The following is a 26,582-nucleotide window of genomic DNA, read 5'->3' as shown; positions in this document are numbered from 1 at the left end:
AAACAGGGGGTTTACAGTTCCAAACTCCATTCATTCACCCATATAATCATTCTTCTACCCAGTTAGTTTAAGCATATGTTCACTATATTTATTTTAACATAGATAGCCAAAAACAAAGCTCCACAGGAACGTTTCTCATGGTATATCATTTGGTTAGTCCCATTTCATTGAAAAAGGGTCAGGCCCCACTACAATAACGCTTAACGTAGTGAGGCCATCGCAGTTGCATGGTGGTCTCTCTTTACTGCTTTAACACTGCCAGTGCCTAAAGGAACATGGTATCCCTTACCCCAAATTCTTATTTTCATAAAATAACTCTGTTAATTTTTTCGGATGAAAGGCATATTCCTGCCAATCACCATAATCGATTAATTGTAAATACTATTTAGAAAATTAATTTTTTTACAATCCACTCTTACATACATGTTCAAAACCGCTTGTTTATCCAGAAAGCGCAAAAAACGGTCGGCATACGATTAAATCCAAATTCAGAAAAAATGTCGACATCTGTCTTGTTTGAAGTGATTATGTAAGTTAAATAAGCTAGATGAATTCTGAATTCTTTGTTAAATTAGAGCTATCTAGTAAAACAGGGGGAGATGAAGTGAAAATAGTATTTATCGTAACTGGTATTATTTTGGCTGTTTTAATAGGCGTAAAATACGGAGGATATAAACCGGTCGACAATGCAGCCGAATCTGGAAAAAAACAAGAGAAAGTAGAAGCGAAAGCTGTTCAAGATACGGTCAATAATGAGAAAAAGGAAGTAGACAAGCAGCAGACAGCCAAAATTGGCGGAGTTCAATATGATATTGGGATTGATGACAGTAGTTCACAAGATGCGGTGATCGAGGTGATGCATAAGATGACACATCAAAAAGTGAAAGCGAAAGAAAAATGGGGAGCCATTCCTATGATTCCCGATACGATTAATCAAGTCTATGACATTGTGGAGAACAGTAAGTTCGAACAAAAAGATGATTTGCTAGCCATTTTAGATAAATGGAAAAAAGGCACCTTTTCTGAAGTAGATGATGACCACAACTATTTCTGGACATACCAAGGCGGGACGATCGGTAAAGCTTATGGAATTATGAGCAAATCAGAAGAAGAAACGTTCATCCGGAATAACTTCGAAGAAGATATTGTACGTGAAGTAAGCTCCCAGCACTAATGGGAGCTTCAATATTCAGTTACAACTTCATTCTGTTATTTCTAGTTCTCTAAAAACCTATCAATCTTCGACAAAATCTGGAGAGTGACAGGCATGGAGATTTAATTTCTTGCTATTAAGCTATTGCTTCTAAATTCGCCCATAAAATGGTTAAATTCGCTCATTAAAGCCCAAAATCCGCCCATAAAATGGTTAAATTCGCTCATTAAAGCCCAAAATCCGCCCATAAAATGGTTAAATTCGCTTATAAAACTTAAAAGTTCGCCCATTAAAGGGTCCAGTCGTTTAATAAATCATAAATGCGCAACTATTGAAGTGTAATTTTACACAAAATATCAATTTAAATGAGCCCCCCCATGAGTAATCCCCACAAAATTCAGATCCTTATTACGTAACTATTGATTCTTATTACATATTTTCCGGCTTTTATTTGCGGATTCACTGCTTTTATTTGCGAATCTACGGCTTTTATTTGCGGGTCGTCTACGAAATCTCGAAAACTCTATTAAAATGCCCTGGGAGACGCTATCCTCTCCAGGGCATTTTTCAATTTATTTAAAATTCTCTTCTCCCTCCCCTGTCCTTTTTACCGACTTTTTTCTATATAGATGGTGAAAGGTGGTGAGAGACAATGGCACTAGCGTTATTAGAAGTAACGAAGCTTCGCATCGTATTTGAAGCGGGCATGGATGACGAGGGAAATCCCATCCTCAAAGCGAAAACGTTTAGCAATGTCACCAAGGCAGCTACTGCGGATCAATTATCGCAAGCTGCACTAGCAGTTGCAGTTCTATGCAATGACACGCTAAACAAAGTGGAGCGGAATGATAGTATCGCAATTGTAGGTTAATAGTCTAACAAAATAATAAAGTGATGGGAGGTGAAATAAATGGCAAAAACATTGGAATTGCAATTTGCCACGGAGTTTGGAAAGACGGCGAGCCTTTCCGTTGATAACCCAAAAGAGCCGATTGACGAAGAAGTCGTAAAATTATCGATGGCGCAGATTATTGCATCTGAAGTTTTCACAACTAGCAGTGGCAAGTTTGTAGCTGCAAAAGGAGCAAGAGTGATCGACCGCAATGTGACGGATTACGTGATTGCCTAATAAAAGTGAGAGGCCGGATCCATTATGAACCCAGCCTCTTTTTATAAATAGTGGAAGGAGGAGAGAAAAGTGGAACAGTTGATTCCAATTATCAGCCAGGTGGGATTCCCCATCGTTGTGACGCTTTATTTGCTTTACCGAATTGAAGCAAAGCTTGATTTGGTCGTCCAATCGATACAGACACTTCCTGAGCGGATGAGGGAGCGAATATAAAAAAGAGAAACCACCTAGCCTCTACTATCAGGCAAATCCAAGGTGGTTTCTTGTCTTTATTCCTTCATTTTCCACAATCTAAAAACCTACCAATCTTCGACAAAATCCGGGGCGTGACAGGCACTAAATTCATGGTTATAAAATCGGCAGGTTTAGGCCGCCACGTCTCTACGTGTAAAAAGGAGCCAGGAAATCAGATTGAACACGAGGAAATAGACAGCGAGCACTCCGATGGAAAAGGACAATGTCATTCCCTCTTGGAAAGGACGTCCGGTCAGGTACTGGGTGAGATCGGTGTTGGCGAACAACAGGTACTTGCTCCAATCGAACCGCTGCAGTGCCTCCAGAACAATATTACCCGCAAACAAGGCGCCGATGGAAAACCCGATAGCCATCGCGCTGCTTCGGAAGGCGGACGAGATCATAAAGGCCATGGTTACGTACATGACAGTAGATACACCGTTAAGCATATACGTTTTCCACAGATTGAGGACCATATTCCTTTCGACGATTTGCCCTTCTGCATTCATGCTGATCAACGGTAGATCCATGTATCCAAAGCCGTATAAGATTCCGTTGACCGCGACGGATAGGACAAACAGAGTGAGTAACAACAGCATGCTGAACAACAGAAAAGAGAGATACTTGGACACGAGGATCTTGACCCGGTTGGCCGGACGGATGAGTAGCAGCTTGATGGTGCCGGATGAAAATTCGCCCGCCAAACTGTCTCCCGCAATGATGATGGTAAAAATGGTAATCACGATCATCAGATTGGCCGAAAAGTTCACACCATCCCACATCGTGCCGACCGTCGAGCGAATATTCTGCTCCAAATGATAGTCGTTGACGGCAATCTGCTCCAGGTAGAACATTCGATCCTCTTCATCCAGCTTGGGCTGCTTCAGAATTTCGCTCCATTGCTGCTTCTCCTGCAGCAGTTCTGCCCGCCAGCCTTCCCCTTGCGCCTTTTTTCCATCGGAATGCCATTCAATGATGTTGACAAAAAGCACAAAAGCGGCCATAAGTCCGACCAGAATCCAAGTTCGCACCCGTCGGTAAATCTTCATATTTTCATTGAGTACTAGATTAACCAATTTGTCCACCCCCCGTTATTGCCAAGAATCGATCTTCTAGAGACTGGGAAACCATTTGCACGCCATAGATACGAATATGGTTCTGCATCAGCCCTGCAAGAATGTCCGGGATGTGTTCCCGCTCGGTGGTGACCTCGATGATCCCCTCCTGAGCAAGCTTGACCTCCTGAACCCCATCCATCTGCCTCATGGTCACCAATGCCTGTTCCGCTGGCTGTGCTTGGATTAGATACATTTGAGCTTGATCGTTCCCTTGGGTAAAATGCTGAACCGGCATCACATGGACTAGCTTGCCCTGCTGGAGGATGGCGACCCGGTCGCACATGAGCTCCATCTCGGACAACAGATGGCTGGAGACGATAACCGTGATTCCTTCCGTACGGGTCAAATGCCGCAAATAATCGCGCAGTTCGCGAATCCCCGCCGGGTCAAGACCGTTCGTCGGTTCATCGAGAATCAGCAGGGACGGCCGATGCAGCAGTGCCTGGGCGACTCCCAGACGCTGGCGCATGCCGAGCGAGTACTTTTTGACTTTGTCATGGATGCGGTTTTCCAGCTTGACCAGCGACACCACTTCGTCAATCCGTTCCTTGGTTACCCCAGGCACCATGCGGGCGTAGTGAACGAGGTTATGGTACCCGCTCAGATACTTGTACATTTCTGGACTTTCCACGATGGCGCCGACGTGCCGGATCGCTTGCTCGAATTCAGTTTTGATATTTTTTCCCTTAATCAGTATCTGTCCCTTAGTGATCGACATCAGTCCGACGATCATGCGGATTGTGGTTGTTTTACCAGCCCCATTTGGACCAAGAAAGCCGAAAATTTCGCCTTGCGGTACGTCAAAAGTAAGATCGTCGATGATGGTGGTCCGGCCAATCCGTTTAGTCACATGACTCAAGCTGATGATAGGTTCGTTGCTCATACATGTCCTCCTTTAATGATGAATTTGGACGTTTCGTCCTTTTGTTCACAATGCCTTATTAATCTTGGATGTCTTCATCACTTCGGTATTCTAAAATATCTCCAGGCTGACATTCTAAAGCCTTACAAATCGCTTCTAAAGTTGAAAGCCGAATGGCTTTTGCCTTTCCATTTTTCAAAATAGAAAGGTTAGCCATCGTGATTCCAACCCTTTCCGAGAGTTCTGTTACGCTCATTTTCCTTTTCGCCAGCATCACATCAATATTGATTATCATTGCCATTGTTATCACCTCAGACGATTAAGTCATTTTCCGATTTTATATCAATCGCTTCTTGTAAAAGTCTTTGAAGAACAGCAGCGAATACTGCGATTACTATTGAAGCAAAGATAGGGACCATTCCGATTATGATGAGACCTGGGGCATCGTCTAGATCTGCGACGAGATAAACAAATGGCAAAATTACCACATACAAACCACTGATCGTCATTGCACAGATTTTGATATTCTTTAGAGCTTTAACAGACAATTCAGAGAAAGCTTGGTTCTTGTCAATATAACTTAAAAGTTTAAGAGCCTGATACAATGCAACGAAAAACGGGATCACTGATACATACATACCTATTAAAATGGGATATAGGATATGGGCATAATCTGGATTTACTGAATTCTTAGCTAACCAAGGCAACCCAAATATACACAAAGCAAGAACTGGAGTTCCAATAAGAAAAACAGCCATCCTTAAAAATAGTGTTGACCCTTGTTTCATAAAAAGCACCTCACATATTTATTGTCTATTTGAAATTTAACACACTATTTATCGATTTTCAATAAACTTTTATTATTTTCTATAGTATTTTTATTGATAATCAAATGTTAATTTTAGAAAAAAATAAAAAACATTCCTTTTTACAAAGAAACGCTCTATAAATTCACACTATTCAATTTATAAGCCTTGATAGAAACAGATGATGATGATGATTAATTCCACTCTCCAGTAAAGAATAATTGAATAAAATGGATAGATTAGGGGATTCTAAGAACACTATTCAGATAACAAAAGGAGACTTCATATGGTAAAACTCGTTTTATGGTCTTTCTTTTTAATACCTTGGATTTCCTTATTCTTTTTAAATAATTTAAATAAATCTGCTCTTCGTAGATTTATGCCTGTTGCCTTGTTTGCAACTGTGATAAACACAATAATGTATCAAGTTGCTTGGACATATGACTGGTGGAAGTACAAAGAAACTCTATTTGCATGGGATAAAGTAGCCCAAATACATACTGTATATGGAGTTTTTCTAATTGGAACTATTTGGATATTTTATCTTACGTTTGATAAGTTTTGGGTTTATTTAATTGTTAATTTGATTGTAGATTGTATCTATTCGTTTGGTTTTAGAACTTTATGGAAAAAACTCAACATTACAACTGCTGGAGGAAACTTATCGCCACTTGAAGGGATTTTAATAATGACAATAATAGCTATTATTCTTTATGGTTATCAAAAGTGGCAAGAAGGACAAATTGGTGGAGAAAATAAAATTAGAGAGGAATGAACGTACTCCCAGGTTAAAACGGAAAAAGCTAAATTATGTACCTGATGACTATATAAACAACCTCACCCTTTACGGGCCTGAGGATGTTTATATGGTCATTTTTATATGATTATTTTACGTTTCACGTAAGATAGGAAGGGTACAACAACGGAAGGAGCCACCAGATTTAATGATTTCTGTGATATCCACTTCAATCACTTGAAAACCTCGGTTACGAAGCTGCTTGTTTACCTTCTCGTTGACCGGCAGACTTAATACCCGTTTGTTCCCGATACTCAATACATTTGTACCCAATTGAAATTGTTCTTCTTCCGAAACTTCAATTAATTCATAGCGTGAAGCAAAAAGCTCGATGTCCCTTTTCGTTAAGGCATTGGGGTAAATAAGGGCCACATCAGGAGAAACGACATTAAATATACAATCCAGATGCAGGTATTTTGCTTTAAAATGGATGGGAATGACATTGAATTGATTCAAAAGACGCTGTAATTGATCAGCAGCTTTTTGGTCCGTTCGATTGCTGAGCCCCACGTAAATTCTTTCCCGATCAATCACAACATCTCCGCCCTCAATTCGTTCCTCGGCTAAATTATAATAAGAGATTTCTTCCTCCTCCAGCCATTGTTTTAAAACGTTTTCCTCCCCTGCGCGAACATCCGTTGCCATATTAGCAACAAAGATTGTTTCCCCTAGAGTAAAACCAATATCCCGGGTAAAGACCTGTTCAGGATATTTCTTATGATAAGGCAATAAAATAACTTCGATGCCATTCTGCTTTAGCGTTTTGACAAAATTACTGTGCTGCTCAAGCGCACGTTCAATATGGATACCTTCATTCTTAAAATGCTCTTGCGTTTCATTAATTACTTCGCGGATTGTCATATATTGAGGCTGACAAAGGATTACTCGTTTTAATACATCGTATTCACTCATACAAAAAGTCTTGTTGTTTGTCTTTGGGACTTCTGCCATTTTGCTTCCCTCCGGAATTCTCTTTTTAAAATAGGTTTTCCTAATCTATCGTTAATATTTACAAACAGAGACAATAGGAAATCCCTTTGCATCATAGGGTCTTTAAAGAGGGAATTATCAGAGGATAAAATTACCAAAATGTGCATATTTTTGTTTTTTTAAAACATAATAAAAAAACAATGTTGGTACATTAGGAGATTGTTGTAGATGCGTAGTAAATGGAGAAAGCCAAAAAAAATTCAATCATTATTTCAAAATCAAACATCTACTGACTCTAAAGAAAATAAAGCTCCATCATCAAAACCAGAAGATGTTCTATTAGATGATTTGAATGAAAATATTACTAATCTAAATTCCATTTATGAGAATTGTCCCGATGTTATTTTTCACTCCTTCTTAATAGGAGGAAAAGAGAAAGCAGTGTTAATTTACATTGAAGGCTTAACGGATGCAGAAGGGATTAACGATACGATCCTTTCCCCACTTTTGAAGGAATCTGGAGTGCAAAATTCTGAAAATACTTCCTCTAATCTGAAACAAAAGATTTCTAACTCTAATATTAGTACAGTAGAAACATATACAGATGTGATTGATCAAATTTCATCAGGAAACCCTGTCATTCTTATAGACCAAAAAGGTGAGGGATTTTCTGTCGGTTTAGCAAAATGGGAAAAAAGGGCAATTGAGGAGCCATCTGCTGAATCCGTAATACGGGGACCGCGCGAAGGATTCATCGAATCCATCGGGGTGAATATTGCTCTCCTTCGACGTAAAATCAAAAGTCCAACGTTTAAAATAAAAAAAACGACAATTGGCAGATTAACCAAAACAAGTGTAGCAGTAGCTTATATTGATGGAGTAGCAAATCAGAATCTCATCACGGAGGTTGAAAATCGCCTAAATCGAATTGATGTCGATGGGATATTGGAAAGCGAGTATATTGAGGAATTTATTGAGGATAATCCGTATTCTCCTTTTCCCCAAGTATTAAATTCGGAGCGGGTGGATGTTATTTCATCCTATTTATTGGAAGGACATGTGGCGATTATAACAGATGGCACTCCTTTTGTACTGGTTGCTCCAACCACGTTCTATTCCCTAATCCAAGCTTCAGAAGATTATTATCAACGTCCAATTATAAGTACAGTTATCCGCTGGCTTCGTTTTTTATTTATCGTCATTTCGCTTTTGCTCCCTTCTTTATATGTAGCCGTTTTATCGTATCATCATGAAATGGTTCCAACTGCACTTTTAATCAGTATGGCAGCGTCACGTGAACCCATCCCATTTCCCGCCTTAATCGAAGCAATTTCGATGGAGATTATGTTTGAGATTTTAAGAGAAGCTGGAATTCGCTTGCCCAAACAGATGGGGGCAGCTGTAAGTATTGTCGGAGCACTAGTGATTGGACAGGCAGCAGTTGAAGCAGGAATTGTTTCTGCCCCTATGGTGATGGTTGTTGCTGTAACAGGAATCGCTTCGTTTGGCATCCCTAGATATAATGCTGGAATGGCTCTTAGATTGCTGCGCTTTCCCATGCTTATCCTAGCAGGAACGTTAGGATTATTGGGAATTATGCTAGGGGTCATTATGATTGTTACCCACTTATGCACATTACGTTCTTTTGGGGTACCGTATTTGTCTCCCATTGCACCTATGAAGGGAAGCGAAATGAAAGATGTATTTTTTAGACTTCCAAGGTGGGCTTATTCCTCCCGCCCTCATTTGACAGGGGATTATAACAAGTACCGTCAAGCTCCTGGTCAAAAACCAGGTCCAACTCATGGGGGTGAATAAATGATTGAAAAAGGGAAAATTTCATCTTTTCAACTGGCCATCATGATGCATCCTACCATCTTGGCTACCGCTCTACTGATCCTTCCTTCGATTACAGCAGCCAAAGCAGAGCGTGATATGTGGATATCCCCTATTTGGGGTTCCTTCTTTGGTTTTTTGGCTGTATGGATTGCTTATGAATTACATAAATACTATCCAAGAGAAACGATTATTGAATATAGTAAACGTATTATTGGAAATATCCCTGGAAAGATCATTGGTTTTTTATATCTATTTTTATACTTACATATAAATGGCATTGTGATAAGAGAATATGGAGAGTTTATCTCGGGTAACTTTTTGTTTCAGACCCCTCAGATGGTCATTTTAGGAAGTATGACACTCGTTTGCGCTTTTGCTGTCCGCGGCGGATTAGAAACGATCGCTAGAGCGGCGCAGCATTTTGTCCCTATTGTGATATTACTCTGGTTGACGCTTGTCCTTTTCCTAATCAAGGATTTGGATTTAACCAATATGCTCCCTATACTGGAAAAAGGTCTCAAGCCTTCCTTTTTAGGAGCAGCCTCCCCAGCATCCTGGTTTAGCGAATATATTCTTATCGCCTTTTTTCTACCTTATTTATCGGATCAGAAAAAAGGATTATTATGGGGAAACCTTTCCGTACTCAGCGTAGTATTTATTATGGTTCTAACCAATTTGACAGCCCTTTGTATATTTGGTGAAATAACTGCCGATTTAAGTTATCCGGTAATGAATGCAGGAAAATACGTTAGTATAGCGAAATTTTTTCAACACTTGGAATCGATTGTAATGGCACTATGGGTATTAGGAACTTTTATAAAAATTTCTGTATTTTATTATGCTTTGGCACTAGGCACCTCTCAATGGCTAAAGCTTTCCAATTACAAACCCATTGTATTTCCACTTGGCTTCCTTTTAATTTTATTCGCTCGGTGGTCTGCCCCTAATCTGACAGAATTAAAGAGTTTTCTTGGAACTACTAGTGTCTTTTACTTGCTATCGCTGCAAATACTCCTTCCTGCCCTTTTGTTATTCATTACTCTCGTACGTAAAAGAGTGGAACAAAGGAAGGGATTAAAAGATGAACTCAAGGGTTAATCTAAAGATTTGTAAAACCTTCGTGATGGTATTGATGTGGCATACACTTTTTTTCCTTACCGGATGTTGGGATCGCCGTGAAGTTAATGATGTGGCGATTGTCCTAAGCACAGGAATTGATTACTATAATGAAAATGAAATTGAGCTTTCCGTAGAAATAGTTATACCAGAGACTATGAGTGCGGCAATAAAGGAAGGCGGAGGAGCTCCAGGTTCGCGAACATCGTTTGTTGAATCTGCAACTGGTGAGACAATGGCTGAAGCTAGATCGAAGCTGCAGCAAAAAATTGCTCGTAACTTGTTTTGGGGGCATGGTTCTGCAACCGTAGTTGGAGAAGAACTAGCGGAAAAAGGAATCCGAGAGCATATGGACTTCTTTTCACGATTACCAGAAGCTCGATTAAGAAACAATGTTTTCGTAAGTGAAGGAACGGCTAAGGATCTTATTTCAAGCCTGCCCCATTTAGAAAATAGTTCCTCAGAGACCCTTACTGAATTAGCCCAATTTCAGATAGGAATGGATATTACGATGAGTGAACTGCTGCAAATGTTTGCAAGTGAAACAGGAGGAGCGGCATTGCCTATGGTTACAAGTATTTCCTCCAAAAAGGATGAAGGAAAAATAAAGGATAAAACGCAATTGATGCTAAGCGGTACCGCCGTGTTTAAAGGAGATAAAATGGTTGGGACCTTAGATGCATCAGTCACAAGGGGATTATTATGGGTAAGAAATGAAATTAAATCTGCGACCATCACGGTTGATGTAGAAGAGGGGGATGGCAAGGTCACAGGTGAAATGATTCGTTCCTATACGAAGCTGATTCCGCGAATTGAAAATGAAACTTGGAAAATAACGATTAATTGCAAAGTAGAGGATGATGTGATTCAAAATGCCAGCACCTTGGACTTAAGAGATCCTAAGAGTATGAGGATGCTTGAAAGGAAAATTGAAGAAAGGATAGAAGGAAGAATAAAGGAAGCGGTTGAAGAAGTACAACAAGAAATGAGAGTAGACATCTTTAACTTTCATAGGAGTTTTCAGCGTAAATACACGAAAGAGTGGCAATCAGCTAAAGTAAAATGGGATGAAATTTTTCCAACTGTTGAAATAGAGTATGATATTGATGTTAAAATTCTACGACCAGGCCTTTCTACTGATCCACCTGCAGTACCGAAAAGTGAGGTGGAAGATATATGAAATGGGCGATTGTTTTTGCGTTTACAATCGTTTTAGCCCTCATGTTTTTATACGAGTGGCCAAAAATAAAGTCAAAGGAAAAAAAAGAGAAAATTGCTTTTGTATGCCTGCTGGCAATGGGGTGGATTCTTAGTTTCATTCTTCTCTATTACCCGGATACGCCCGGACCTTCCTATTTGGTAGATAGAATCTACAAGCCATTGGGGAAATTACTTGAATAATCAAGTTGTGGAAACTTCACAACAAAAGGAGAAGAGAAATTGTCTGATGATGATTACTCTTCTCCTTTTTTCGTTCCCTTTGTTATTTAAAATGTTTAAAGAAGACAAAAATATGTATAGCAAAGAACCGAATTTTCTATAGAAATTCGGTTCTTATAGCGGAGAAGTCGGAAGTTATGCGTATAAGACTAACGAATTGAAGCTAGTCGGGACATGCTATTTATATACAATATTTTAGTTTTTAAGAGTTTTTTCCCAATCAGCAGCGAACTTTTCTATACCCTCATTCGTAAGTGGATGCTTCGCAAGCTGTTCAATGACATTTAAAGGAATGGTGGCAATGTGCGCCCCCGCCATAGCGACACGAGTGACATGGTCTGGGTGTCGAACGGAAGCCGCGATAATTTGTGAATTTAAGTTATGGACACGGAATAACTGAGCAATCCTCTCGACTAATTGAACACCATCTTCTGAAATATCATCTAAACGTCCTAAAAATGGAGAAACATATGTGGCACCTGCCCGAGCAGCTAATAATGCTTGGTTTACAGTAAAGATCAGGGTAACGTTCGTTTTAACGCCTTTTTTTGCAAGATAGCGACACGCTTCTAAACCTGCTAACGTCATCGGCAGTTTAATGGTAACCTTCGAGTCTCCGCCATTAATGGTAATCAGCTCTTCTGCTTGTGCAATCATTTCTTCAGCCGTCAGAGCATCAGGTGTTACTTCCGCAGAAACGGATTCAACCTCTGGGACCGCTTGACAGATTTCAGCGATGCGATCTTCGAATTTCACGCCTTCTTTAGCGACTAAAGAAGGGTTCGTGGTAACACCCGCTAACACACCAATTCTATAGGCTTTTTTTATATCTACTAGATTAGCTGTATCAATAAATAGTTTCATAACTAAGCTCCTTCATTTTTTCAAAATTTAATGATTTCTAGTTGTTTCCACAACATTATTCATCATTATATTTTCCTTCCATTTCGAACTAGAAGGAAGACATTTTTCTAAAAATCATTAACAGACGAGCATGAGGATTTTTCATATTCAGCAATCTTATCAATACGTCTTTGATGACGACCGCCTTCATACTCCGTTTCAAGCCAAACCTTGACAATCTCCCTTGCTAAACCATGACCTAAGACTCGTTGTCCTAATGCCAAAACATTGCTGTCATTATGCAATCTTGTAAATTTTGCACTAAAGGTATCATGTGCAAGAGCACATCGGATGCCTTTCACTTTATTGGCTGTAATCGACATCCCAATGCCTGTTCCGCAAATCAAAATTCCTCTGTCAACAATACCCTGTATCACTTGTTCAGCTACTTTTAAGGCATAATCCGGATAATCTACCCTTTCATCCGAATAAGCTCCCAAATCCGTAAATTCAATACCCAACTCTTTCAATTCAAGCTTGATTTCTTCTTTCATTGGTAATGCTGTATGATCAGATGCAATCGCGACCTTCATAAAACTATCTCCTTTTTCGGGTAATCGATTAACCAAAGAAAACAAATTCTTAACACAATATTTCATACACATTCAATCAAAATCAACCATGATCATTCACAATTCTTCGTAGAATCCCGTATGATCAATTTCACTGGCAGTTTAATAATCTCATTTGTATGAATTCCACGTTCTATCCTATTAATCAACATCTCAGCGGCCCTTTGTCCTAGTTGTTCTTTATCCTGATGAACAGAAGTTAGGGAGTTATACTTAGATATACTGATATTATCACAACCAATAATCTTGACATCCTCTGGAACTTTAAAACCATTTTCCTTAAGGGCAATCATGGCACCGAAGGCCATTCCATCATTTGCCGCAAAAATACCATCATAGTTGAACTTCCCAGCTTGTATCATAGAATGAACAGCCTCTTTACTCTGCTCAATACCTACCACAATCGTTAATAGGTTGTCTTCACCATAGGGCAGCCCTAATTTCTCCATCACAAACTGAAACCCTTTTACCCTCTGCGTTGTTGGAAGGACATCCCGATAGTCCGTAATAATGAGTATATTCTTACAATTCTTTTTCACCAGTTCTTCCGCAGCGATTTGTCCTCCATTATAGTTGTCCGAGGTAATAGCAGCAAAATTGTGCAGATGTGGTGTCCGATCAATACATACAATTGGCAACTTTGTTTTCATCGCAAACAGTTCTTCACTTGCAGACAAATAAATTAAGCCGTCTACGCCTTTTAATTCTAGCTCTTTAAAGTACTGAATATCCTTCTCCTCATTTTCACCAGAATTACAGATAAAAACAGAGTATCCATTCGGTGTGCAATAATTATCAATGGCAAGGACAATTTGAGCAAAAAACTCATTCGTGATATCTGGTACAATCACCCCAATGGTCTTAGAGCGGCTTGTTCTTAAACTCTTGGCAACAGCATTCGGCTTATAATCATATTCTTCCACGAGATCAAGAATCCTTTTCTTCGTTTCCTCCGAATAACGGCCTGTATTATTTAAAACTTTAGAGACAGTTGCTGTAGAAACCCCAGTTAATTCAGCAATTTTTTTTATAGTCAACTTCATTTAAAATTCCCAACTTTCATCATCCTACATATAAAAAGTATAAAACTCATTCATTTGTAAATCAATGAAGATAACTTTTCAAAGCAGGTAAAGAAATGACTATATCCATTAAAGGGTTATCCAACAGTTATTTCTGTCTGCGAAATTTTTTCAAAAATATTCATGGATGCGCCTAACACACCTGCCGCATTGGTATCTTCTGCATATTCAATGACTAAATTATTGGCTGGGAATGGCTTTCTGCATTTTTGAAGAATCGCATCCTCCAACCGATTTTTTGGAAAGTCTTTCATCCCTACAACTCCTCCCCCGATAATAACAAGATGAGGATCAAAAATATTAATTTCAGTTGTTATTGGGATAGCCAATGTTTGCACAAATTGAATGATTTCTGGTGTAGTAGAGTATTTAGTGAAGATCTCTTCGAATGGTACATCTGAGAAATACTCCTTATGCAAAGAAACTAATCTTTTCCCAGAAGCATAGGTTTCGATGCAGCCGATGTTGCCGCAACCACACACCATCTCATTTCCTAATGCAGGAATATGACCAAGTTCTCCAGCCGCTCCATTTTTCCCGCTCAAGAACTGGTTAAATAAATAAATGGAATTTCCATATCCAGTTCCAATATAGAATCCAAGAACAATTTCATCCTTATCAATTTTCCTTTGGGAAATTTCATACTGCAATAAATAATTCACGTCATTTTCAATATAGACTGGCACGTGGATATATTCCTGAATGGGATCCACAATATTGATATTGCTAAGACATTCCAGATTAGGAGTGGAATGAATACCTTTCTTATTCTTACTGATAACAGATGGGAAACCCATTCCTATTGCGAGAACATTTTCTAGTCCAACGTACTCCTCGATGTAGCCGTTTAGAAAATCAGCCAGAGACTTTATTGGGTTCTGATGATCGAGAATATCTGCTATTTTTTTCTTTTGGAAAAAGAATAGTTCCTTTTCAGTATTCACCGCTCCAATTCTGAGATGTGTTCCACCAATATCTACACCAATTACGTATTTATGTGTATCAATCTTCATTTGGTTGTCCTCACTTTACTGCCCCTTCAACAGAGCATCCATTAGCGTAGTAGATAGCAAGATTCTAAAACTGATAGTCTTACACTCATAAATTTAATTCACTGCGATATTGTTTACTTCTTTTTCGAAGGTTTCCATCATTAAATCCCATGCCTTAGAGACATCCTCATGCAGGTTAAATAATCCAGATGTTCCCACAATTAACACTTCTGCACCCGCTTCGGTCAGCTGCTTAAACGTTCTTTCATTACAAGAACCGTCAATCGTAATAAGGTATTTATATTGATTCTTTTCCTTTAATTCCTTTGCCTCTTTAATCTTATCAATCATCTCAGTGACAAATTTTTGGCCGGCAAATCCCGGATCTACAGTCATGATGGTCAGCTTATCAATATGATGGATATAATGTCTGATAGACTCTAGAGGTGTAGCTGGATTTAAGACGACACCGAATTTTTTCCCTTTTTCTTTAATGTGGTTAATTAATCTAAAGGCATCTCCGTTAATGGTTTCGGCATGCAGACTAATATAGTCAGCACCAGCATCAATAATCATATCTACAAAATCGGAAGGATTTTCAACCATGAGGTGTGCATCAATCGGCAAGGTTGAAATCTTTTTTAATTGCTCGATAAAAAATGGGGATAAGGTAATATTTTTAACAAAGTGGCCATCCATGATATCGACATGATAAAAGTCAGCTCTTTCATTTAATGCAGCTACTTGTTCCTTAAATTTTGATAAATCCATACACATTAATGATGGGGAAAATTTGTATTTCATCGTTGATCCACTCTCCTTATTTTTTAGCACTTAGTAATTTGTCTAGTGTTACTGCTGCAATAATTAGGCAGCCCATTACAATTTGTTGATAATATGTGGAAATATTTAAGATATTAAGACCGTTATTAATAACACCAATGATTAATCCACCCATAACGACACCAGGAATGTTTCCTTTACCGCCGAAGAAGCTAGTACCGCCAATAATAGCTGAAGCAATCGCAAATGTTTCAAAACCTTGACCTGCAAGCGGCTCTGCTGAACCTAAGCGTGCTGTTGTCACGACACCAGCGATTCCTGCACAAATGCCTGAGATAATGAAAACGATCATTGTGTGCTTCTTAATATTGATTCCAGAAAACCAAGCTGATTTCGAGTTTCCACCTAAAGCATAGATATTTCGGCCAAGGATTGTTTTCTTGGTAATAAAGACCAGGACCAAGGCCACTGCCAGAGCAATAAGAACTGGAATTGGAATCCCAAAGAGCCATCCAGCTACTCCATCTTTAAAAGACTGTGGAAAGCCAAAGATTGGTGAAGCATTTGAAATAATTAACGTAACGCCGCGGAAGATGGCCATCGTACCCAAAGTGATGATAAATGGATGTAACCCCGTCAAATTAACAAGACTACCATTAATTGCCCCAAGTAAACCACCGACAATAATTCCACCGATTAAAATGGCTAAAATAACTGGAGTACCCGACATCAGCAATTTTGCTGTGACTACTCCAGTAAGTGCAATAACGGAACCTACTGACAGGTCAATTCCGGCAATCAAAATCGCAAAAAACTCTCCACAAGCAATAAGGATGGTAATCGCACTCTGAAGCACAACTTGTGTAAGGTTATTGGTTGTTAAGAAATATTGAGGGGACATAATACCTAATAATGCAACGATAATGATAAATATCCCGAAAATCCCATATTTTTGCCATACAGCCCTTGCATTAAACGGTTTTTTCTCACTTTTCTCTGTCTTTACTGGTTTCGCAGTTTCTTTTGCTGTATCTATCATTTTGATCGAGCTCCTTTCCTATATATCAGCCGTTGCTAATAGCATAATTTTTTCTTCTGTTGCGTCTTCATTGTTGATAATACCGCTGATTTTTCCTTCCCTAAAGACAACGATACGATCACATACGGATAGTAATTCCGGAAGTTCAGAGGATACCATCAATACTCCTTTTCCTTCAGTTGCAAGATGGCGCATAATATGATAGATCTCACTTTTTGCTCCAATATCAATCCCTCTTGTTGGCTCATCAAAGATCATAAGATTCGACTTTGCCGCAAGCCATTTTGCAATGATAACCTTTTGTTGGTTACCACCAGATAACTCGGTTATATTCTGTTGAATGGAAGAACACTTCACTCTAAGTGCTTTTGCATGCTTTTCCGCTTCCTCTTGTTCGATTTTTTCATTTACAAGTCCGCCAATGCCTCCCCACTTTGATTTCCTTACCAGAGGGGATGCAGAGATATTTCTCCAAATTTCAAAGTTGTCAAAAAAGCCAGTTTCTCTTCGGTTTTCGGTAATTAAAGCCATTCCTTTTTTAACTGCTTCATACGGATTTTTTACTTTTAATGGTTCACCAAACATTGTAATTTTCCCGGATGATAACGGAGCAGCACCGAAGATGGCTTCCATTAATTCCGTTCGTCCTGAACCGATCAAACCAGCAAATCCAAGAATTTCACCTTTATATAGTTCGAAATTAATATCTTTTACTTTTCTATCTTTTCTTGTTAACCCTTCAACCTTTAAAATGCTTTTTTGTTCTTTCGCTGCAGTTTCAGGCTTCAGGTATTTACCAGATAACTCTCTCCCTACCATCATAGAGACAAGCATGTCGGTCGTAACATCGTTCATGTCCCTTGTTCCCACATAGGTACCGTCCTTTAACACGGTAACGCGGTCCCCGATAATTGGTAACTCTTTTAATTTATGGGAGATATAAACGATCCCAACGCCCTCTTTTTTTAGTTGTTTAATGACTGTAAATAATTTATCTACTTCTTCATCTGTTAAGGAAGATGTTGGCTCATCCATAATAATCACTTTTGCATCTGCTGCTAACGCTTTCGCTATTTCCACTTGCTGTTTTTCTGAAATCGAAATGTCCTCGACCATGGTAGATGGTTCTCGATTTAAACCAACTCTTTTTAAAAGTTCAATGGTTTTCTTATTAATGAAATCATGATCTACTACTTTAAGTCCCAACACTTTCTTGGTTGGCAATTTACCAACAAATAAATTTTCTGCTATGGATAATTCGTCAATCAAACTTAACTCTTGATAGATGATACTGATTTTATGTTCAGCAGAATCTGAAGGGGTTAGTTTGCCGTACTCTTTCCCAGATAAAACAATCTTTCCTTCAGAAGGTTCATAGATTCCACTTAAGATTTTCATCAATGTGGATTTACCGGCGCCATTCTCACCAAGTAATACATGAACTTCTCCACTTAAAATATCGAAATTGATATTCTCCAATGCTGTTACACCAGGAAAGCGTTTGGTAATCTTCCTCATCTCTACTAGTGGATGCATCTTCAAACCTCCTTTGAAGCTTTATCATCCCCGATCAAAATTAGGGATGATAAAACCATTTCTTTTTTTACTTCGTCACTAAGTATGAATCAACTGCTACCTTTTCTGGTTCAGTGTCTTTAGAGATCTTTGCTTTTTTGTCTACTGCTTCGACAAGCTTATCTAAAGCCGTTGCTCCAATTTTTGCAGAATCTTGTGCCACTGTTGCATCTAGTTCTCCAGCTTTGATAGATTCTAAAGCTTCTGGAGCTCCGTCTGTACCAACAACCATAATTTTCTTACCGGCATTCTTAACCGCTTCTACGACACCTAATGCCATCGTATCATTGGCAGAATAAATCGCTTTCAAATCTGGGTATCTTTGAATTAGGTTGGCTGCAACATCAAGTGCCTTACTGCGATCCCAATCTGCAGGCTGACTTGCCACTAATTTAATTCCCTTTGCAGATTTAAATACCTCTGTTGCTCCATCTTTTCGATCTTCACCAGATACGTTACCAGCAACACCCTCGATAATCGCTACCTGGCCGCCATTTTTTAATTGATCAACGATATATTGAGCTCCTTTAGCTCCGACCTTTTTGTTATCAGTTGTGATGAAGGCATAAACACTTCCTCCTGCGTTTTTGAGCTCCTTCATATCTACCTGCTCATCGACATTCACCGTATGAATACCTTTTGAGTTCGCTTGTACTACTTCAGGAATTAAGTTTACTGGTGATAGTGGAGCAAATCCGATACCCGCATAATCCTTATTTAATAAATCCTCGAATACTTTTAATTGTCCCTGTGTATCACTTTCTGAAGACGCAGTTTGAATATCAACCTCAACACCAAGTTTTTTCGCTTCTTTTTCAATACCATCTTTCATTGATACCCAGAAAGGATTTGACAACGTTTTCAAAATCATGGCATAACGAGGTTTCTCGGAACCTGATGAACTACTACCAGAATCGGATTTAGATGAACTAGATTGCGAGCTACAGCCAACAGCTCCGATGGATAGTGCACCAATTAATAAAGCAGACGTTAAAAGTTTTTTCATATGATAATTTCCTCCTTATAACTATTAATGAAATAGATTTAAATTTAGAGTAATCGATTAACCAATCAAAAATTGGAATAACAACAAAATACTTGAAAATGAATAAACCTATTTGAGAAATCGATTAACCACATTAAAAGAATCTTACCTAATGCTACTTTTTAAAATAATGAAGGAGAACTGTTTTCTGAAAACAGTATAAATTGGTTTCTACTTTAGAAAAACTTCTTTCTATGTTTTCATTTTGGTAAATCGATTAACCATTCATAGTAAATTATTTAACATAAATCACCACCGCAAAATTTTTACTAACTTTTATATTTTATATAATAATCTGATTTTTATATTTTGTAAACGTTTTTTTGAAAATTGGGTAGTGACCATTGACACTCCTTCTACGATGAAAACATTCACGGGATAATATACAGAACTATATTTGACTCCACATAGACGACTCGTTTCTCAAGGTTTTTAATGAGTGACGACCACAAGAACTTTCCTATGCTCTCTCTTCATTCCAGAACAATTCGATGAAATGACAAACCTCGCCTATTTCCCTCAAGTTTTCCTTTCAATCAAACGTTTGATTAGAATGGCAGCACTCCTTGATAAATATGAATCAGTCTTCCCTTAGTCATAAATAAATTGTTGAAAAATGATGTTTAAATAGGAGATAGAAACCGTCCAAATCACTTTTGTCACTAACCGACAGCCGTTCGACTATATTCCAAATAGGCTATACTAATCAAACGTTTAGTTAAAACAGCTTTAAGTACTGATTTATAAGAACCCTCCCTGCCAAGCAAGAATGAAAATTGTCGATAACTGAAAGTATATTCCGCAGGAAATAACCCAACTTTCCACAAAATCAGATAGGTTTCTATTAAACTTACATAACTCTATTAATTGCCTGTCAATTCCCTACTACACAAACGTTTGATTAACAGTGGCCTTAGCACGTTCCACTCCTGGGTTTATCCCTTCAAACATCTGAAAAGCTTGTCGTGAGATGTCTACGCCAATCCTAGTTATAGGCAACAGCACTTTAAAATTTTCTTCTCCCTCCCCTGTCCTTTTTGCCGAGTTTTTTCTACATAGAAGGATCGTCCAGTCGATACAGACACTTCCTGAGCGGATGAGGGAGCGAACATAAAAAAGAGAAACCACCTAGCCTCTACGATCAAGTAGATACAAGGTGGTTTCTTGTCTGTATTCTTTCATGTTCCACCATCTAAAAAACCTAATTTTTGATGGCTGGTAGCTTCTCGGATAAAATCTTTTTCTTTTGCAAGCCAATGATGCAGAGTTTTGATATGATTGACGACCACGCTATTGTAGCAATGGTAGAAAATGAATTAGGAGTAAGCATCATGCCTGAATTAGTTCTGAAAGGTATACCACATAAACTTAGGGTTCTTAGTCTAGAGCCTGAACAGTATCGAATGATTGGGATTGCTGCACTAACTCTAAAAGAACTCTCGCCTGCTGCGAAAAAGTTCATTGAATATATAAAAACGCAAGTAGACTCAGACTAAGAGTTTAAGGAAGAAGTAAAGTTTTTAAGTACAATCCATCAAATTCATAGTAATCTCAACTTAAATTGAATTTAGGTTGAGCTAAAATTAAACAAGGAGCAAACTATATATGATTGTTTGCTCCTTTTAGATGAATTCTGTCTAATTCTTTGTTTTGCACTTCCTAATTCCATCTATAATTTTGATATAAAATTATCAAATACTAAGTTTTAAATTTAAAAATTCCGTAAGGCTTCTGCTATAGGAGTTTTACCATCACACATCGTTATGACTTTCCCAATGGTAGCTGGCTCTATCAAACTTTGGGCTAAAGCGTCAACTACATTTTCAATAGAGTTCTCAGCAGGATAGTTAATATTAACATCTATTTCCCCAGATCCAGGGATTTCTTTTAAAACTCCCGGCTGTAATATGGTATAATCCAGCTTTGTATTATTGATGAGCCACTGATCAGCAAAATGTTTGGCAATATTATAGTCCGTTATATCTTTTAGAAAAGACTCATTCCATTTGTCTTGATTCAGAGAAAAAACGGAACTAAGCATGATTAATCTCTTAATGTTCTTGCTCTCAGCAGCATGCATGACTTTAACAGCACCATTTAAGTCAATCTTCAATAAATCTTTCCCTCTAGAACCAGCTACAAAGAAAATAGCTTCTGCGTCATACATTTTTTCAACAATTTCATTAGGGCTTGCCAATAAATCAATATGAACATGTTGAACATTACTCAAATGACTAGTAAGATTATCTCGTCTTGATCCTGCGTAAACGAAGTGTCCGACTTCAGCTAGTTTTTCAACAAGGCGTGATCCAACTCGACCATTAGAACCTACAACTAACACCTTCATAATTAACCTCCTTAAAAAATTGTTTATTTTAAATGTTCTATTAGAATCCCAAAGTAACTCCTTCAACATACTTACCGATTGTTTCAATAATTTGGTCATGGTTTTTTATTGTTATTTTACTCATCATCCTCATTCCTCTCTAACTTGCTTTTAATTTAGTTATTTTATCTTCTAAACCCATCTATGATTGGTTTTGGTACTAGAGTTTCTTTTTTCAGTTTCATAGCTGCTTCTAATGCCCAATAAGGATTACGTAACAATCCTCGTCCAACCGCTACTAGATCTGCCTCCTCATTTCCGATAACGGCGTTTGCTAATGCAGGGTCATCCAATCTCCCAACTGCAATAACCGGAACATTAAGTGCTTTCTTGATTTCTCGAGCTAGTGGTACTTGGTAAGCAGCATGCGTACCTGGTCTTCCCCACGCTGCGATAGGGCCTTCACCACCTGAAGAAATGTCAAAGATATCTACTCCAGCTTTTTGATATTCTTTTGCAAACTCTATACTCTCGTTAATTCCATATCCACCTTCTACGTATTCTTTAGCAGATATACGCATCATTAACGGCATATCTTCTGGGATCTCAGCTTTGGCTGCTTCTATAATTTCTCGGCCAAACTTCGTTAAATCCTTTCCATACTCATCCTCTCTTTTATTGGTTAAAGGAGAGTGGAATTGATGAATTAAATACCCATGAGCACCATGGATTTCAACGGCATCAAATCCTGCTTTTACAGCGCGCTGTACAGTTTTGCGAAACTTTTCTACCAGTTCTTTCACTTCATCTGATGAAAGAGCTCTCGGTGTTTTTGAATTTTCATCAAATGGAATAGCAGATGGTGCAACGGGAACCTTAGCATCTTCTGCTTTACGACCAGCGTGAGCAATTTGAATACCCACTTTAGCACCATATCGGTGGCAAGCCTCTACAATTCTTGCTAAAGCTGGAATCTGTTCATCAGACCATAAACCTAAGTCATAGTCTGAAATACGACCATCCGGCTCTACATCTGTCATTTCAATCATAATAAAACCAGCTCCACCAATAGCCCGGCTTACATAATGAAGATAGTGCCAATCTGTTGCAATTCCATCTTTATTTTCTACGGAATATTGACACATTGGAGACATCACAATTCTGTTTTTTAACTCCATGCCTTTTAATTTATAGAGACTAAATAAATCTTCCATTATAAAAACTCCTTTATACAATATATATGCATGATGCATGCATATAATAAAATAAAAAATATATGTATGCATCATGCATACAATTTAACCCTGAATCTTCTTCTTGTCAAGTCAAAGTACTCCTCTAAATTATGGGTACTTTGACAGTTTGGATATTTTTATATCTCTTTTATTAGATTCTTCACTAATCCTTCAACATTAACTGAAACAAGATTTACCTTTAGTATTTCATGAAAAGCGACTAAACTTCGTTGTAATTTCATTTCACCTAATTCTGTTAGTCGAGTATATGTACCTCTGCGGTCATCTGTACAAACATGCTTTTCTAAAGCACCACAACTATTAGCTTCCATATTACCCACAAGCCTAGATAGTGCACTTTGACTTAAACCAATAAACTCTTGCAGTTGCTGTAATCTGAGGCTTTTGTCTGGTGCCTTTGAAAGATAATAAAGCACGTAGAATTCTTTTATAGATAAGCTGTCTTTTTGAAGAACATTTTCCAATTCTTTCTTTACTTTATTTTGTATAGAGTCTATGGATAACCAATATTCCATAAAATCACGATTATCATCCATGATTTTCCACCTAATCCCTATTTTTAATTTCTGAAAAATAATATTTACATATATCGGTAAGAATCTTAATCATTTTATATATTAATTAACAAATAATTTTATCAAAGTAAAGTTAAAATAGTCAATTCCCTAAATCTAAGGTGTTAGGAAGGGGAATTCTATGTGGATTTTTAAGGCTGCTACATACGCAATTTATAAGGAGGCACACCTTTTAAGGTAATGCCTCCCATTAAGAGAACTTTAGATTTCATTTGCCTTTTTTACTTTTTTAGTTGATACGGTACAGTCGTGATCACTACATCCCTATGGTGGAGAAACCAAATTCGCAATTGAAGGGCAGTTTGATTATGTAACAAATTATGCCACCATTTTTTAGGTATAAACTGTGGAATGATCAAGTGGATGTGCCCCTGCGCGAACGCCGTCTCAATGAATCTCCCCTGAATTAAGAGGCGACTTTTCCCAATTGATCTATTGGTTCTTTTACACGTTCAACTTTGCCAACTAGGAAGATGTAAGACAATGCTCCCGTTAGGGTCACACACGCAATGAAGGTTAGTGCCGGGGCAAAGTTACCGCCTTTTACCAAGAATCCAATAACGATGGGAATAATGATAGAGGCCGTACCACCGATGAAGTTAAATACCCCTCCAGCTATACCAATTAATCGTTTAGGAGCCAAAAGCGAAACGAATACCCAAGTAATCGAGGCGAAACCGTTACCAAAAAAGGCAATAGACATAAACATCACGATTAATCCTGGACTATCAACATAATTCGCACCGATAATTGAGGTTGATAATAATAAACCAGTGATAATTGGTGCTTTTCTTGCTTTATCTTTCGAAACACCCTTTTTCACAAGAAAATCAGAAAGAAAGCCTGCTGATAAAACACCTACGAAGGCAGCGAGAAACGGCAATGACGCTAAAAATCCTGTTTTAATAAAACTTAATCCTCTATATTCCACTAGATAGGTAGGGAACCATGTCAAAAAGAACCAAAGCGTGGAGTTCACTGCAAATTGTCCAATAAAAATGCCCCACAATTTTCTACTACTCAAAATTAAACGGAAATCCTTTGCTCCAATTTTAACCTTTTCTCCCTTTTCTGACGCTTCAATAAATCCGTCTCCTTCGCGGATATAATCAAGTTCCGCTTGATTGACCTTTTTACTTTTGTTTGGATCGCGATAGAAAATATACCAAAGGACTGACCAAGCAAGACCAACGATACCGGCAATGATGAACAATCCCCGCCAGCCAAAGGATTGCTGTAGGAAAATAAGGGTTGGTGTTAAAAAGGCTAGTCCAATAAATTGACCTGAAGTGTAAATGGAAATCGCTCTAGCTCGTTCATTTTCTGGAAACCAACTAGCTGCTACCTTACTGTTAGTTGGAAAAGCAGGGGCTTCAAACACACCCAAACCTACACGTAATAAAAACAACCCAGAGAAACCGCTTGCAAATCCTTGCAATAAAGTCATAATAGAAAATCCTGCAATACCAATGGCGTGCGTATTTCGGTTTCCTAACTTATCTAAAACCCAGCCGCCAGGAATTTGCAAGGCACAGTAGGTCCAGCCAAAAGCAGAGAAAATTAAGCCCATTGTAACCGAGTCTATTCCTAATTCCTTTGTTATAAAAGGAGCTGCGATGGAGATGTTGCTTCGGTCCATATAGTTGACAATTACGGTAAAGAACAACATAAACACAACAGCATAACGAACCTTCGTCGCTTTATTATTCATTTTTCTCATCCCCTTGTAGGTAATTTTTTTCATCCTTTTAACGTTCAATCAATCCATCTTTCGACATGCGCTTAGAGGACTTACCTTTGCCTTATTACCCCTGTGTTCAAAGGTAAGCCCAAGCACATTTCACCATTTCAAAAAAGGATTACCACTCTGCTACACTGCCATCACGATGGCGCCAAACTGGATTTTGCCATTGGTGACCTTCTTTTGCCATTTTACGAACAAACTCTTCATTCACTTCAATACCAAGACCTGGTCCTTGTGGAATTTTCACATAACCGTTTTCATAATCAAAAACAGTTGGATCCTTTAGATAGTCTAATAAATCACTGCCCTGGTTATAGTGAATTCCCAAGCTTTGTTCTTGGATAAACGCATTATGTGCAGTGGCATCTACTTGTAAGCACGCAGCTAAAGCGATCGGTCCTAATGGACAATGCGGAGCAGCGGCAACATCATATGCCTCAGCCATGCTAATAATTTTTTTACATTCGGTAATACCGCCTGCATGGGATAAGTCAGGTTGGATAATATCAACGTATCCACCTTGTAATAACGGTTTAAAATCCCATCTTGAGAACATACGCTCACCCGTTGCAATCGGAATCGAAGTTAACGAAGCAATTTCCTTTAGTGCCTCGTTATTCTCTGGTAAGACGGGTTCTTCAATAAACATAGGATTAAACTCTTCAAGGGCTCTAGCCAATACTTTTGCCATTGGTTTATGTACACGGCCATGAAAATCAATACCAATTCCAATATTTCTTCCAACAGCCTCACGAACAGCGGCCACGTTTTCTAGTAACCTATCAACCTTGTCATAGGAATCAATGTATTGTAATTCTTCGGTTCCATTCATTTTAACCGCTTGAAACCCTCGTTCTACACATTCCTTCGCAGCCCGGGCTGTATCACTTGGGCGATCTCCACCAATCCATGAATACACCTTGATCGAATCGCGGCAGGCTCCTCCTAGTAACTGGTAAACTGGTGCATTGAAATATTTCCCTTTGATATCCCAGAGAGCTTGGTCAATACCAGCAATCGCACTCATTAAAATAGCGCCGCCTCGGTAAAAGGCACCTCGGTACATAACATTCCAATGATCTTCAATTCTTAAAGGATCTTTCCCTATTAAATAAGTCATCATTTCATCAACTGCAGCTTTTACGGTTGCCGCTTTACCTTCGATGACTGGCTCTCCCCAACCAACAATACCTTCATCTGTCTCAATTTTTAAGAATAACCAGCGTGGTTGGACTGTGAATAATTCATAACCTGTTATTTTCATAAT

At 38.5% G+C, this 26,582-nt stretch carries 28 protein-coding genes; 10 read left to right on the top strand and 18 right to left on the bottom strand.

The window, feature by feature from the left end; genetic code table 11:
- Nucleotides 1–604 precede the first annotated feature (604 nt).
- From ACSU6B_RS19060 to ACSU6B_RS19045, 4 genes are all read left to right on the top strand, one after another.
- Nucleotides 605–1,174 (top strand): DUF6241 domain-containing protein, encoded by a 570-nt coding sequence (locus ACSU6B_RS19060; protein ID WP_410887690.1) that lies wholly within the window; start codon nucleotides 605–607, stop codon nucleotides 1,172–1,174.
- Nucleotides 1,175–1,805: 631 nt separating this feature from the next.
- Nucleotides 1,806–2,024, top strand: coding sequence for a DUF1659 domain-containing protein (locus tag ACSU6B_RS19055; RefSeq protein ID WP_098932547.1), 219 nt, complete (start codon nucleotides 1,806–1,808; stop codon nucleotides 2,022–2,024).
- A 39-nt stretch (nucleotides 2,025–2,063) separates the two neighbouring features.
- Nucleotides 2,064–2,282 carry a DUF2922 domain-containing protein gene (locus tag ACSU6B_RS19050; protein WP_214730988.1) on the top strand — a complete coding sequence of 73 codons (219 nt, stop codon included), beginning with the start codon at nucleotides 2,064–2,066 and terminating at the stop codon, nucleotides 2,280–2,282.
- Nucleotides 2,283–2,351: 69 nt separating this feature from the next.
- Complete coding sequence (locus ACSU6B_RS19045; protein ID WP_088090000.1) at nucleotides 2,352–2,495, top strand: YvrJ family protein; 144 nt, start codon at nucleotides 2,352–2,354, stop codon at nucleotides 2,493–2,495.
- A gap of 152 nt (nucleotides 2,496–2,647) precedes the next feature.
- Here ACSU6B_RS19045 and ACSU6B_RS19040 read toward each other — a convergent pair whose 3' ends face one another.
- Genes ACSU6B_RS19040 through ACSU6B_RS19025 form a run of 4 tightly spaced genes read right to left on the bottom strand, consistent with a single transcriptional unit; the run spans nucleotide 2,648 to nucleotide 5,284 of the window.
- Complete coding sequence (locus ACSU6B_RS19040) at nucleotides 2,648–3,592, bottom strand: ABC transporter permease (protein ID WP_410887688.1); 945 nt, start codon at nucleotides 3,590–3,592, stop codon at nucleotides 2,648–2,650.
- Nucleotides 3,585–4,517, bottom strand: a complete 933-nt coding sequence (locus ACSU6B_RS19035; RefSeq protein WP_410887686.1) for an ABC transporter ATP-binding protein — start codon at nucleotides 4,515–4,517, stop codon at nucleotides 3,585–3,587. Before ACSU6B_RS19035 ends, ACSU6B_RS19040 begins: the two co-directional genes overlap by 8 nt.
- 58 nt (nucleotides 4,518–4,575) lie before the next feature.
- Entirely contained in the window at nucleotides 4,576–4,797 is a 222-nt protein-coding gene (locus tag ACSU6B_RS19030; protein ID WP_088089997.1) for a helix-turn-helix domain-containing protein, read from the bottom strand.
- 10 nt (nucleotides 4,798–4,807) lie between these two features.
- A complete protein-coding gene (locus tag ACSU6B_RS19025) occupies nucleotides 4,808–5,284 on the bottom strand; it encodes a DUF2975 domain-containing protein (RefSeq protein WP_410887683.1) in 477 nt (158 codons plus the stop codon).
- A gap of 304 nt (nucleotides 5,285–5,588) precedes the next feature.
- Between ACSU6B_RS19025 and ACSU6B_RS19020 the strand changes: the two genes are divergently transcribed.
- Nucleotides 5,589–6,077, top strand: a complete 489-nt coding sequence (locus ACSU6B_RS19020; protein WP_410887681.1) for a hypothetical protein — start codon at nucleotides 5,589–5,591, stop codon at nucleotides 6,075–6,077.
- A 114-nt stretch (nucleotides 6,078–6,191) separates the two neighbouring features.
- Here the strand turns inward: ACSU6B_RS19020 and ACSU6B_RS19015 are convergent, their stop codons facing one another.
- Nucleotides 6,192–7,049, bottom strand: a complete 858-nt coding sequence (locus tag ACSU6B_RS19015; RefSeq protein WP_410887679.1) for a dimethylarginine dimethylaminohydrolase family protein — start codon at nucleotides 7,047–7,049, stop codon at nucleotides 6,192–6,194.
- A 207-nt stretch (nucleotides 7,050–7,256) separates the two neighbouring features.
- Here ACSU6B_RS19015 and ACSU6B_RS19010 point away from each other — a divergent pair, with 207 nt between their 5' ends.
- Genes ACSU6B_RS19010 through ACSU6B_RS18995 form a run of 4 tightly spaced genes read left to right on the top strand, consistent with a single transcriptional unit; the run spans nucleotide 7,257 to nucleotide 11,384 of the window.
- The gene (locus ACSU6B_RS19010; RefSeq protein WP_410887677.1) at nucleotides 7,257–8,846 is read left to right on the top strand and encodes a spore germination protein; all 1,590 of its coding nucleotides are present in this window, start codon (nucleotides 7,257–7,259) and stop codon (nucleotides 8,844–8,846) included.
- Nucleotides 8,847–9,965, top strand: a complete 1,119-nt coding sequence (locus ACSU6B_RS19005) for a GerAB/ArcD/ProY family transporter (RefSeq protein WP_410887675.1) — start codon at nucleotides 8,847–8,849, stop codon at nucleotides 9,963–9,965.
- Nucleotides 9,949–11,163, top strand: coding sequence for a Ger(x)C family spore germination protein (locus ACSU6B_RS19000; RefSeq protein WP_410887673.1), 1,215 nt, complete (start codon nucleotides 9,949–9,951; stop codon nucleotides 11,161–11,163). Before ACSU6B_RS19005 ends, ACSU6B_RS19000 begins: the two co-directional genes overlap by 17 nt.
- Nucleotides 11,160–11,384, top strand: coding sequence for a hypothetical protein (locus ACSU6B_RS18995; RefSeq protein WP_410887671.1), 225 nt, complete (start codon nucleotides 11,160–11,162; stop codon nucleotides 11,382–11,384). Before ACSU6B_RS19000 ends, ACSU6B_RS18995 begins: the two co-directional genes overlap by 4 nt.
- 234 nt (nucleotides 11,385–11,618) lie before the next feature.
- Here the strand turns inward: ACSU6B_RS18995 and fsa are convergent, their stop codons facing one another.
- The 8 genes from fsa to alsB form a co-directional block, all read right to left on the bottom strand.
- Nucleotides 11,619–12,287, bottom strand: a complete 669-nt coding sequence (gene fsa, locus ACSU6B_RS18990; protein ID WP_410887669.1) for a fructose-6-phosphate aldolase — start codon at nucleotides 12,285–12,287, stop codon at nucleotides 11,619–11,621.
- Nucleotides 12,288–12,394: 107 nt separating this feature from the next.
- Nucleotides 12,395–12,859, bottom strand: a complete 465-nt coding sequence (rpiB, locus tag ACSU6B_RS18985; protein WP_410887667.1) for a ribose 5-phosphate isomerase B — start codon at nucleotides 12,857–12,859, stop codon at nucleotides 12,395–12,397.
- Nucleotides 12,860–12,951: 92 nt separating this feature from the next.
- Nucleotides 12,952–13,941: a LacI family DNA-binding transcriptional regulator gene (locus ACSU6B_RS18980; RefSeq protein WP_410887665.1), complete on the bottom strand. Its 990-nt coding sequence runs from the start codon at nucleotides 13,939–13,941 to the stop codon at nucleotides 12,952–12,954.
- 116 nt (nucleotides 13,942–14,057) lie between these two features.
- Nucleotides 14,058–14,993: an allose kinase gene (gene alsK, locus ACSU6B_RS18975; RefSeq protein ID WP_410887663.1), complete on the bottom strand. Its 936-nt coding sequence runs from the start codon at nucleotides 14,991–14,993 to the stop codon at nucleotides 14,058–14,060.
- Between the two features lie 93 nt (nucleotides 14,994–15,086).
- Nucleotides 15,087–15,776: a D-allulose 6-phosphate 3-epimerase gene (alsE, locus tag ACSU6B_RS18970; RefSeq protein ID WP_410887661.1), complete on the bottom strand. Its 690-nt coding sequence runs from the start codon at nucleotides 15,774–15,776 to the stop codon at nucleotides 15,087–15,089.
- A gap of 16 nt (nucleotides 15,777–15,792) precedes the next feature.
- Entirely contained in the window at nucleotides 15,793–16,794 is a 1,002-nt protein-coding gene (gene alsC / locus ACSU6B_RS18965) for a D-allose ABC transporter permease (protein ID WP_410887659.1), read from the bottom strand.
- Between the two features lie 18 nt (nucleotides 16,795–16,812).
- Nucleotides 16,813–18,330, bottom strand: a complete 1,518-nt coding sequence (locus ACSU6B_RS18960; protein WP_410887657.1) for a sugar ABC transporter ATP-binding protein — start codon at nucleotides 18,328–18,330, stop codon at nucleotides 16,813–16,815.
- A 67-nt stretch (nucleotides 18,331–18,397) separates the two neighbouring features.
- The gene (gene alsB, locus ACSU6B_RS18955; protein ID WP_410887655.1) at nucleotides 18,398–19,375 is read right to left on the bottom strand and encodes a D-allose transporter substrate-binding protein; all 978 of its coding nucleotides are present in this window, start codon (nucleotides 19,373–19,375) and stop codon (nucleotides 18,398–18,400) included.
- Between the two features lie 1,313 nt (nucleotides 19,376–20,688).
- Here alsB and ACSU6B_RS18950 point away from each other — a divergent pair.
- A complete protein-coding gene (locus tag ACSU6B_RS18950) occupies nucleotides 20,689–20,910 on the top strand; it encodes a LysR family transcriptional regulator substrate-binding protein (protein WP_410887653.1) in 222 nt (73 codons plus the stop codon).
- Nucleotides 20,911–21,125: 215 nt separating this feature from the next.
- Here ACSU6B_RS18950 and ACSU6B_RS18945 read toward each other — a convergent pair whose 3' ends face one another.
- The 5 genes from ACSU6B_RS18945 to dgoD all read right to left on the bottom strand — a co-directional run bounded on the left by ACSU6B_RS18945 (nucleotide 21,126) and on the right by dgoD (nucleotide 26,579).
- Entirely contained in the window at nucleotides 21,126–21,761 is a 636-nt protein-coding gene (locus ACSU6B_RS18945; protein WP_410887651.1) for an NAD(P)H-binding protein, read from the bottom strand.
- A gap of 164 nt (nucleotides 21,762–21,925) precedes the next feature.
- Entirely contained in the window at nucleotides 21,926–22,954 is a 1,029-nt protein-coding gene (locus ACSU6B_RS18940; RefSeq protein WP_410887649.1) for an NADH:flavin oxidoreductase/NADH oxidase, read from the bottom strand.
- A gap of 158 nt (nucleotides 22,955–23,112) precedes the next feature.
- Nucleotides 23,113–23,532, bottom strand: coding sequence for a MarR family winged helix-turn-helix transcriptional regulator (locus ACSU6B_RS18935; protein ID WP_410887647.1), 420 nt, complete (start codon nucleotides 23,530–23,532; stop codon nucleotides 23,113–23,115).
- 445 nt (nucleotides 23,533–23,977) lie between these two features.
- A complete protein-coding gene (locus ACSU6B_RS18930; protein WP_439277451.1) occupies nucleotides 23,978–25,282 on the bottom strand; it encodes an MFS transporter in 1,305 nt (434 codons plus the stop codon).
- Between the two features lie 148 nt (nucleotides 25,283–25,430).
- A complete protein-coding gene (gene dgoD / locus ACSU6B_RS18925) occupies nucleotides 25,431–26,579 on the bottom strand; it encodes a galactonate dehydratase (protein ID WP_410887643.1) in 1,149 nt (382 codons plus the stop codon).
- Nucleotides 26,580–26,582: the final 3 nt, after the last annotated feature.

It is taken from the genome of Neobacillus sp. C211, assembly GCF_051842875.1.
Classification (GTDB): Bacteria; Bacillota; Bacilli; order Bacillales; family Cytobacillaceae; genus Neobacillus.
The sequence above is the reverse complement of the archived record's forward strand: the minus strand, read 5'-3'. Positions and strand labels throughout refer to the sequence as shown.

Excerpts from the sequence above, each read along its gene's own strand:
- ACSU6B_RS18995 (WP_410887671.1), top strand. The coding sequence starts at position 11,160 with ATGAAATGGGCGATTGTTTTTGCGTTTACAATCGTTTTAGCCCTCATG.
- ACSU6B_RS19025 (WP_410887683.1), bottom strand. The coding sequence starts at position 5,284 with ATGAAACAAGGGTCAACACTATTTTTAAGGATGGCTGTTTTTCTTATT.
- ACSU6B_RS19020 (WP_410887681.1), top strand. The coding sequence starts at position 5,589 with ATGGTAAAACTCGTTTTATGGTCTTTCTTTTTAATACCTTGGATTTCC.
- alsE (WP_410887661.1), bottom strand. The coding sequence starts at position 15,776 with ATGAAATACAAATTTTCCCCATCATTAATGTGTATGGATTTATCAAAA.
- ACSU6B_RS18945 (WP_410887651.1), bottom strand. The coding sequence starts at position 21,761 with ATGAAGGTGTTAGTTGTAGGTTCTAATGGTCGAGTTGGATCACGCCTT.
- alsK (WP_410887663.1), bottom strand. The coding sequence starts at position 14,993 with ATGAAGATTGATACACATAAATACGTAATTGGTGTAGATATTGGTGGA.
- rpiB (WP_410887667.1), bottom strand. The coding sequence starts at position 12,859 with ATGAAGGTCGCGATTGCATCTGATCATACAGCATTACCAATGAAAGAA.
- ACSU6B_RS18935 (WP_410887647.1), bottom strand. The coding sequence starts at position 23,532 with ATGGATGATAATCGTGATTTTATGGAATATTGGTTATCCATAGACTCT.
- ACSU6B_RS19005 (WP_410887675.1), top strand. The coding sequence starts at position 8,847 with ATGATTGAAAAAGGGAAAATTTCATCTTTTCAACTGGCCATCATGATG.
- ACSU6B_RS19015 (WP_410887679.1), bottom strand. The coding sequence starts at position 7,049 with ATGGCAGAAGTCCCAAAGACAAACAACAAGACTTTTTGTATGAGTGAA.
- alsB (WP_410887655.1), bottom strand. The coding sequence starts at position 19,375 with ATGAAAAAACTTTTAACGTCTGCTTTATTAATTGGTGCACTATCCATC.
- ACSU6B_RS19055 (WP_098932547.1), top strand. The coding sequence starts at position 1,806 with ATGGCACTAGCGTTATTAGAAGTAACGAAGCTTCGCATCGTATTTGAA.
- alsC (WP_410887659.1), bottom strand. The coding sequence starts at position 16,794 with ATGATAGATACAGCAAAAGAAACTGCGAAACCAGTAAAGACAGAGAAA.
- ACSU6B_RS19035 (WP_410887686.1), bottom strand. The coding sequence starts at position 4,517 with ATGAGCAACGAACCTATCATCAGCTTGAGTCATGTGACTAAACGGATT.
- ACSU6B_RS19010 (WP_410887677.1), top strand. The coding sequence starts at position 7,257 with ATGCGTAGTAAATGGAGAAAGCCAAAAAAAATTCAATCATTATTTCAA.
- ACSU6B_RS18940 (WP_410887649.1), bottom strand. The coding sequence starts at position 22,954 with ATGGAAGATTTATTTAGTCTCTATAAATTAAAAGGCATGGAGTTAAAA.
- ACSU6B_RS18930 (WP_439277451.1), bottom strand. The coding sequence starts at position 25,282 with ATGAATAATAAAGCGACGAAGGTTCGTTATGCTGTTGTGTTTATGTTG.
- ACSU6B_RS19050 (WP_214730988.1), top strand. The coding sequence starts at position 2,064 with ATGGCAAAAACATTGGAATTGCAATTTGCCACGGAGTTTGGAAAGACG.
- ACSU6B_RS18980 (WP_410887665.1), bottom strand. The coding sequence starts at position 13,941 with ATGAAGTTGACTATAAAAAAAATTGCTGAATTAACTGGGGTTTCTACA.
- ACSU6B_RS19000 (WP_410887673.1), top strand. The coding sequence starts at position 9,949 with ATGAACTCAAGGGTTAATCTAAAGATTTGTAAAACCTTCGTGATGGTA.
- fsa (WP_410887669.1), bottom strand. The coding sequence starts at position 12,287 with ATGAAACTATTTATTGATACAGCTAATCTAGTAGATATAAAAAAAGCC.
- ACSU6B_RS18950 (WP_410887653.1), top strand. The coding sequence starts at position 20,689 with ATGATTGACGACCACGCTATTGTAGCAATGGTAGAAAATGAATTAGGA.
- dgoD (WP_410887643.1), bottom strand. The coding sequence starts at position 26,579 with ATGAAAATAACAGGTTATGAATTATTCACAGTCCAACCACGCTGGTTA.
- ACSU6B_RS18960 (WP_410887657.1), bottom strand. The coding sequence starts at position 18,330 with ATGCATCCACTAGTAGAGATGAGGAAGATTACCAAACGCTTTCCTGGT.
- ACSU6B_RS19030 (WP_088089997.1), bottom strand. The coding sequence starts at position 4,797 with ATGGCAATGATAATCAATATTGATGTGATGCTGGCGAAAAGGAAAATG.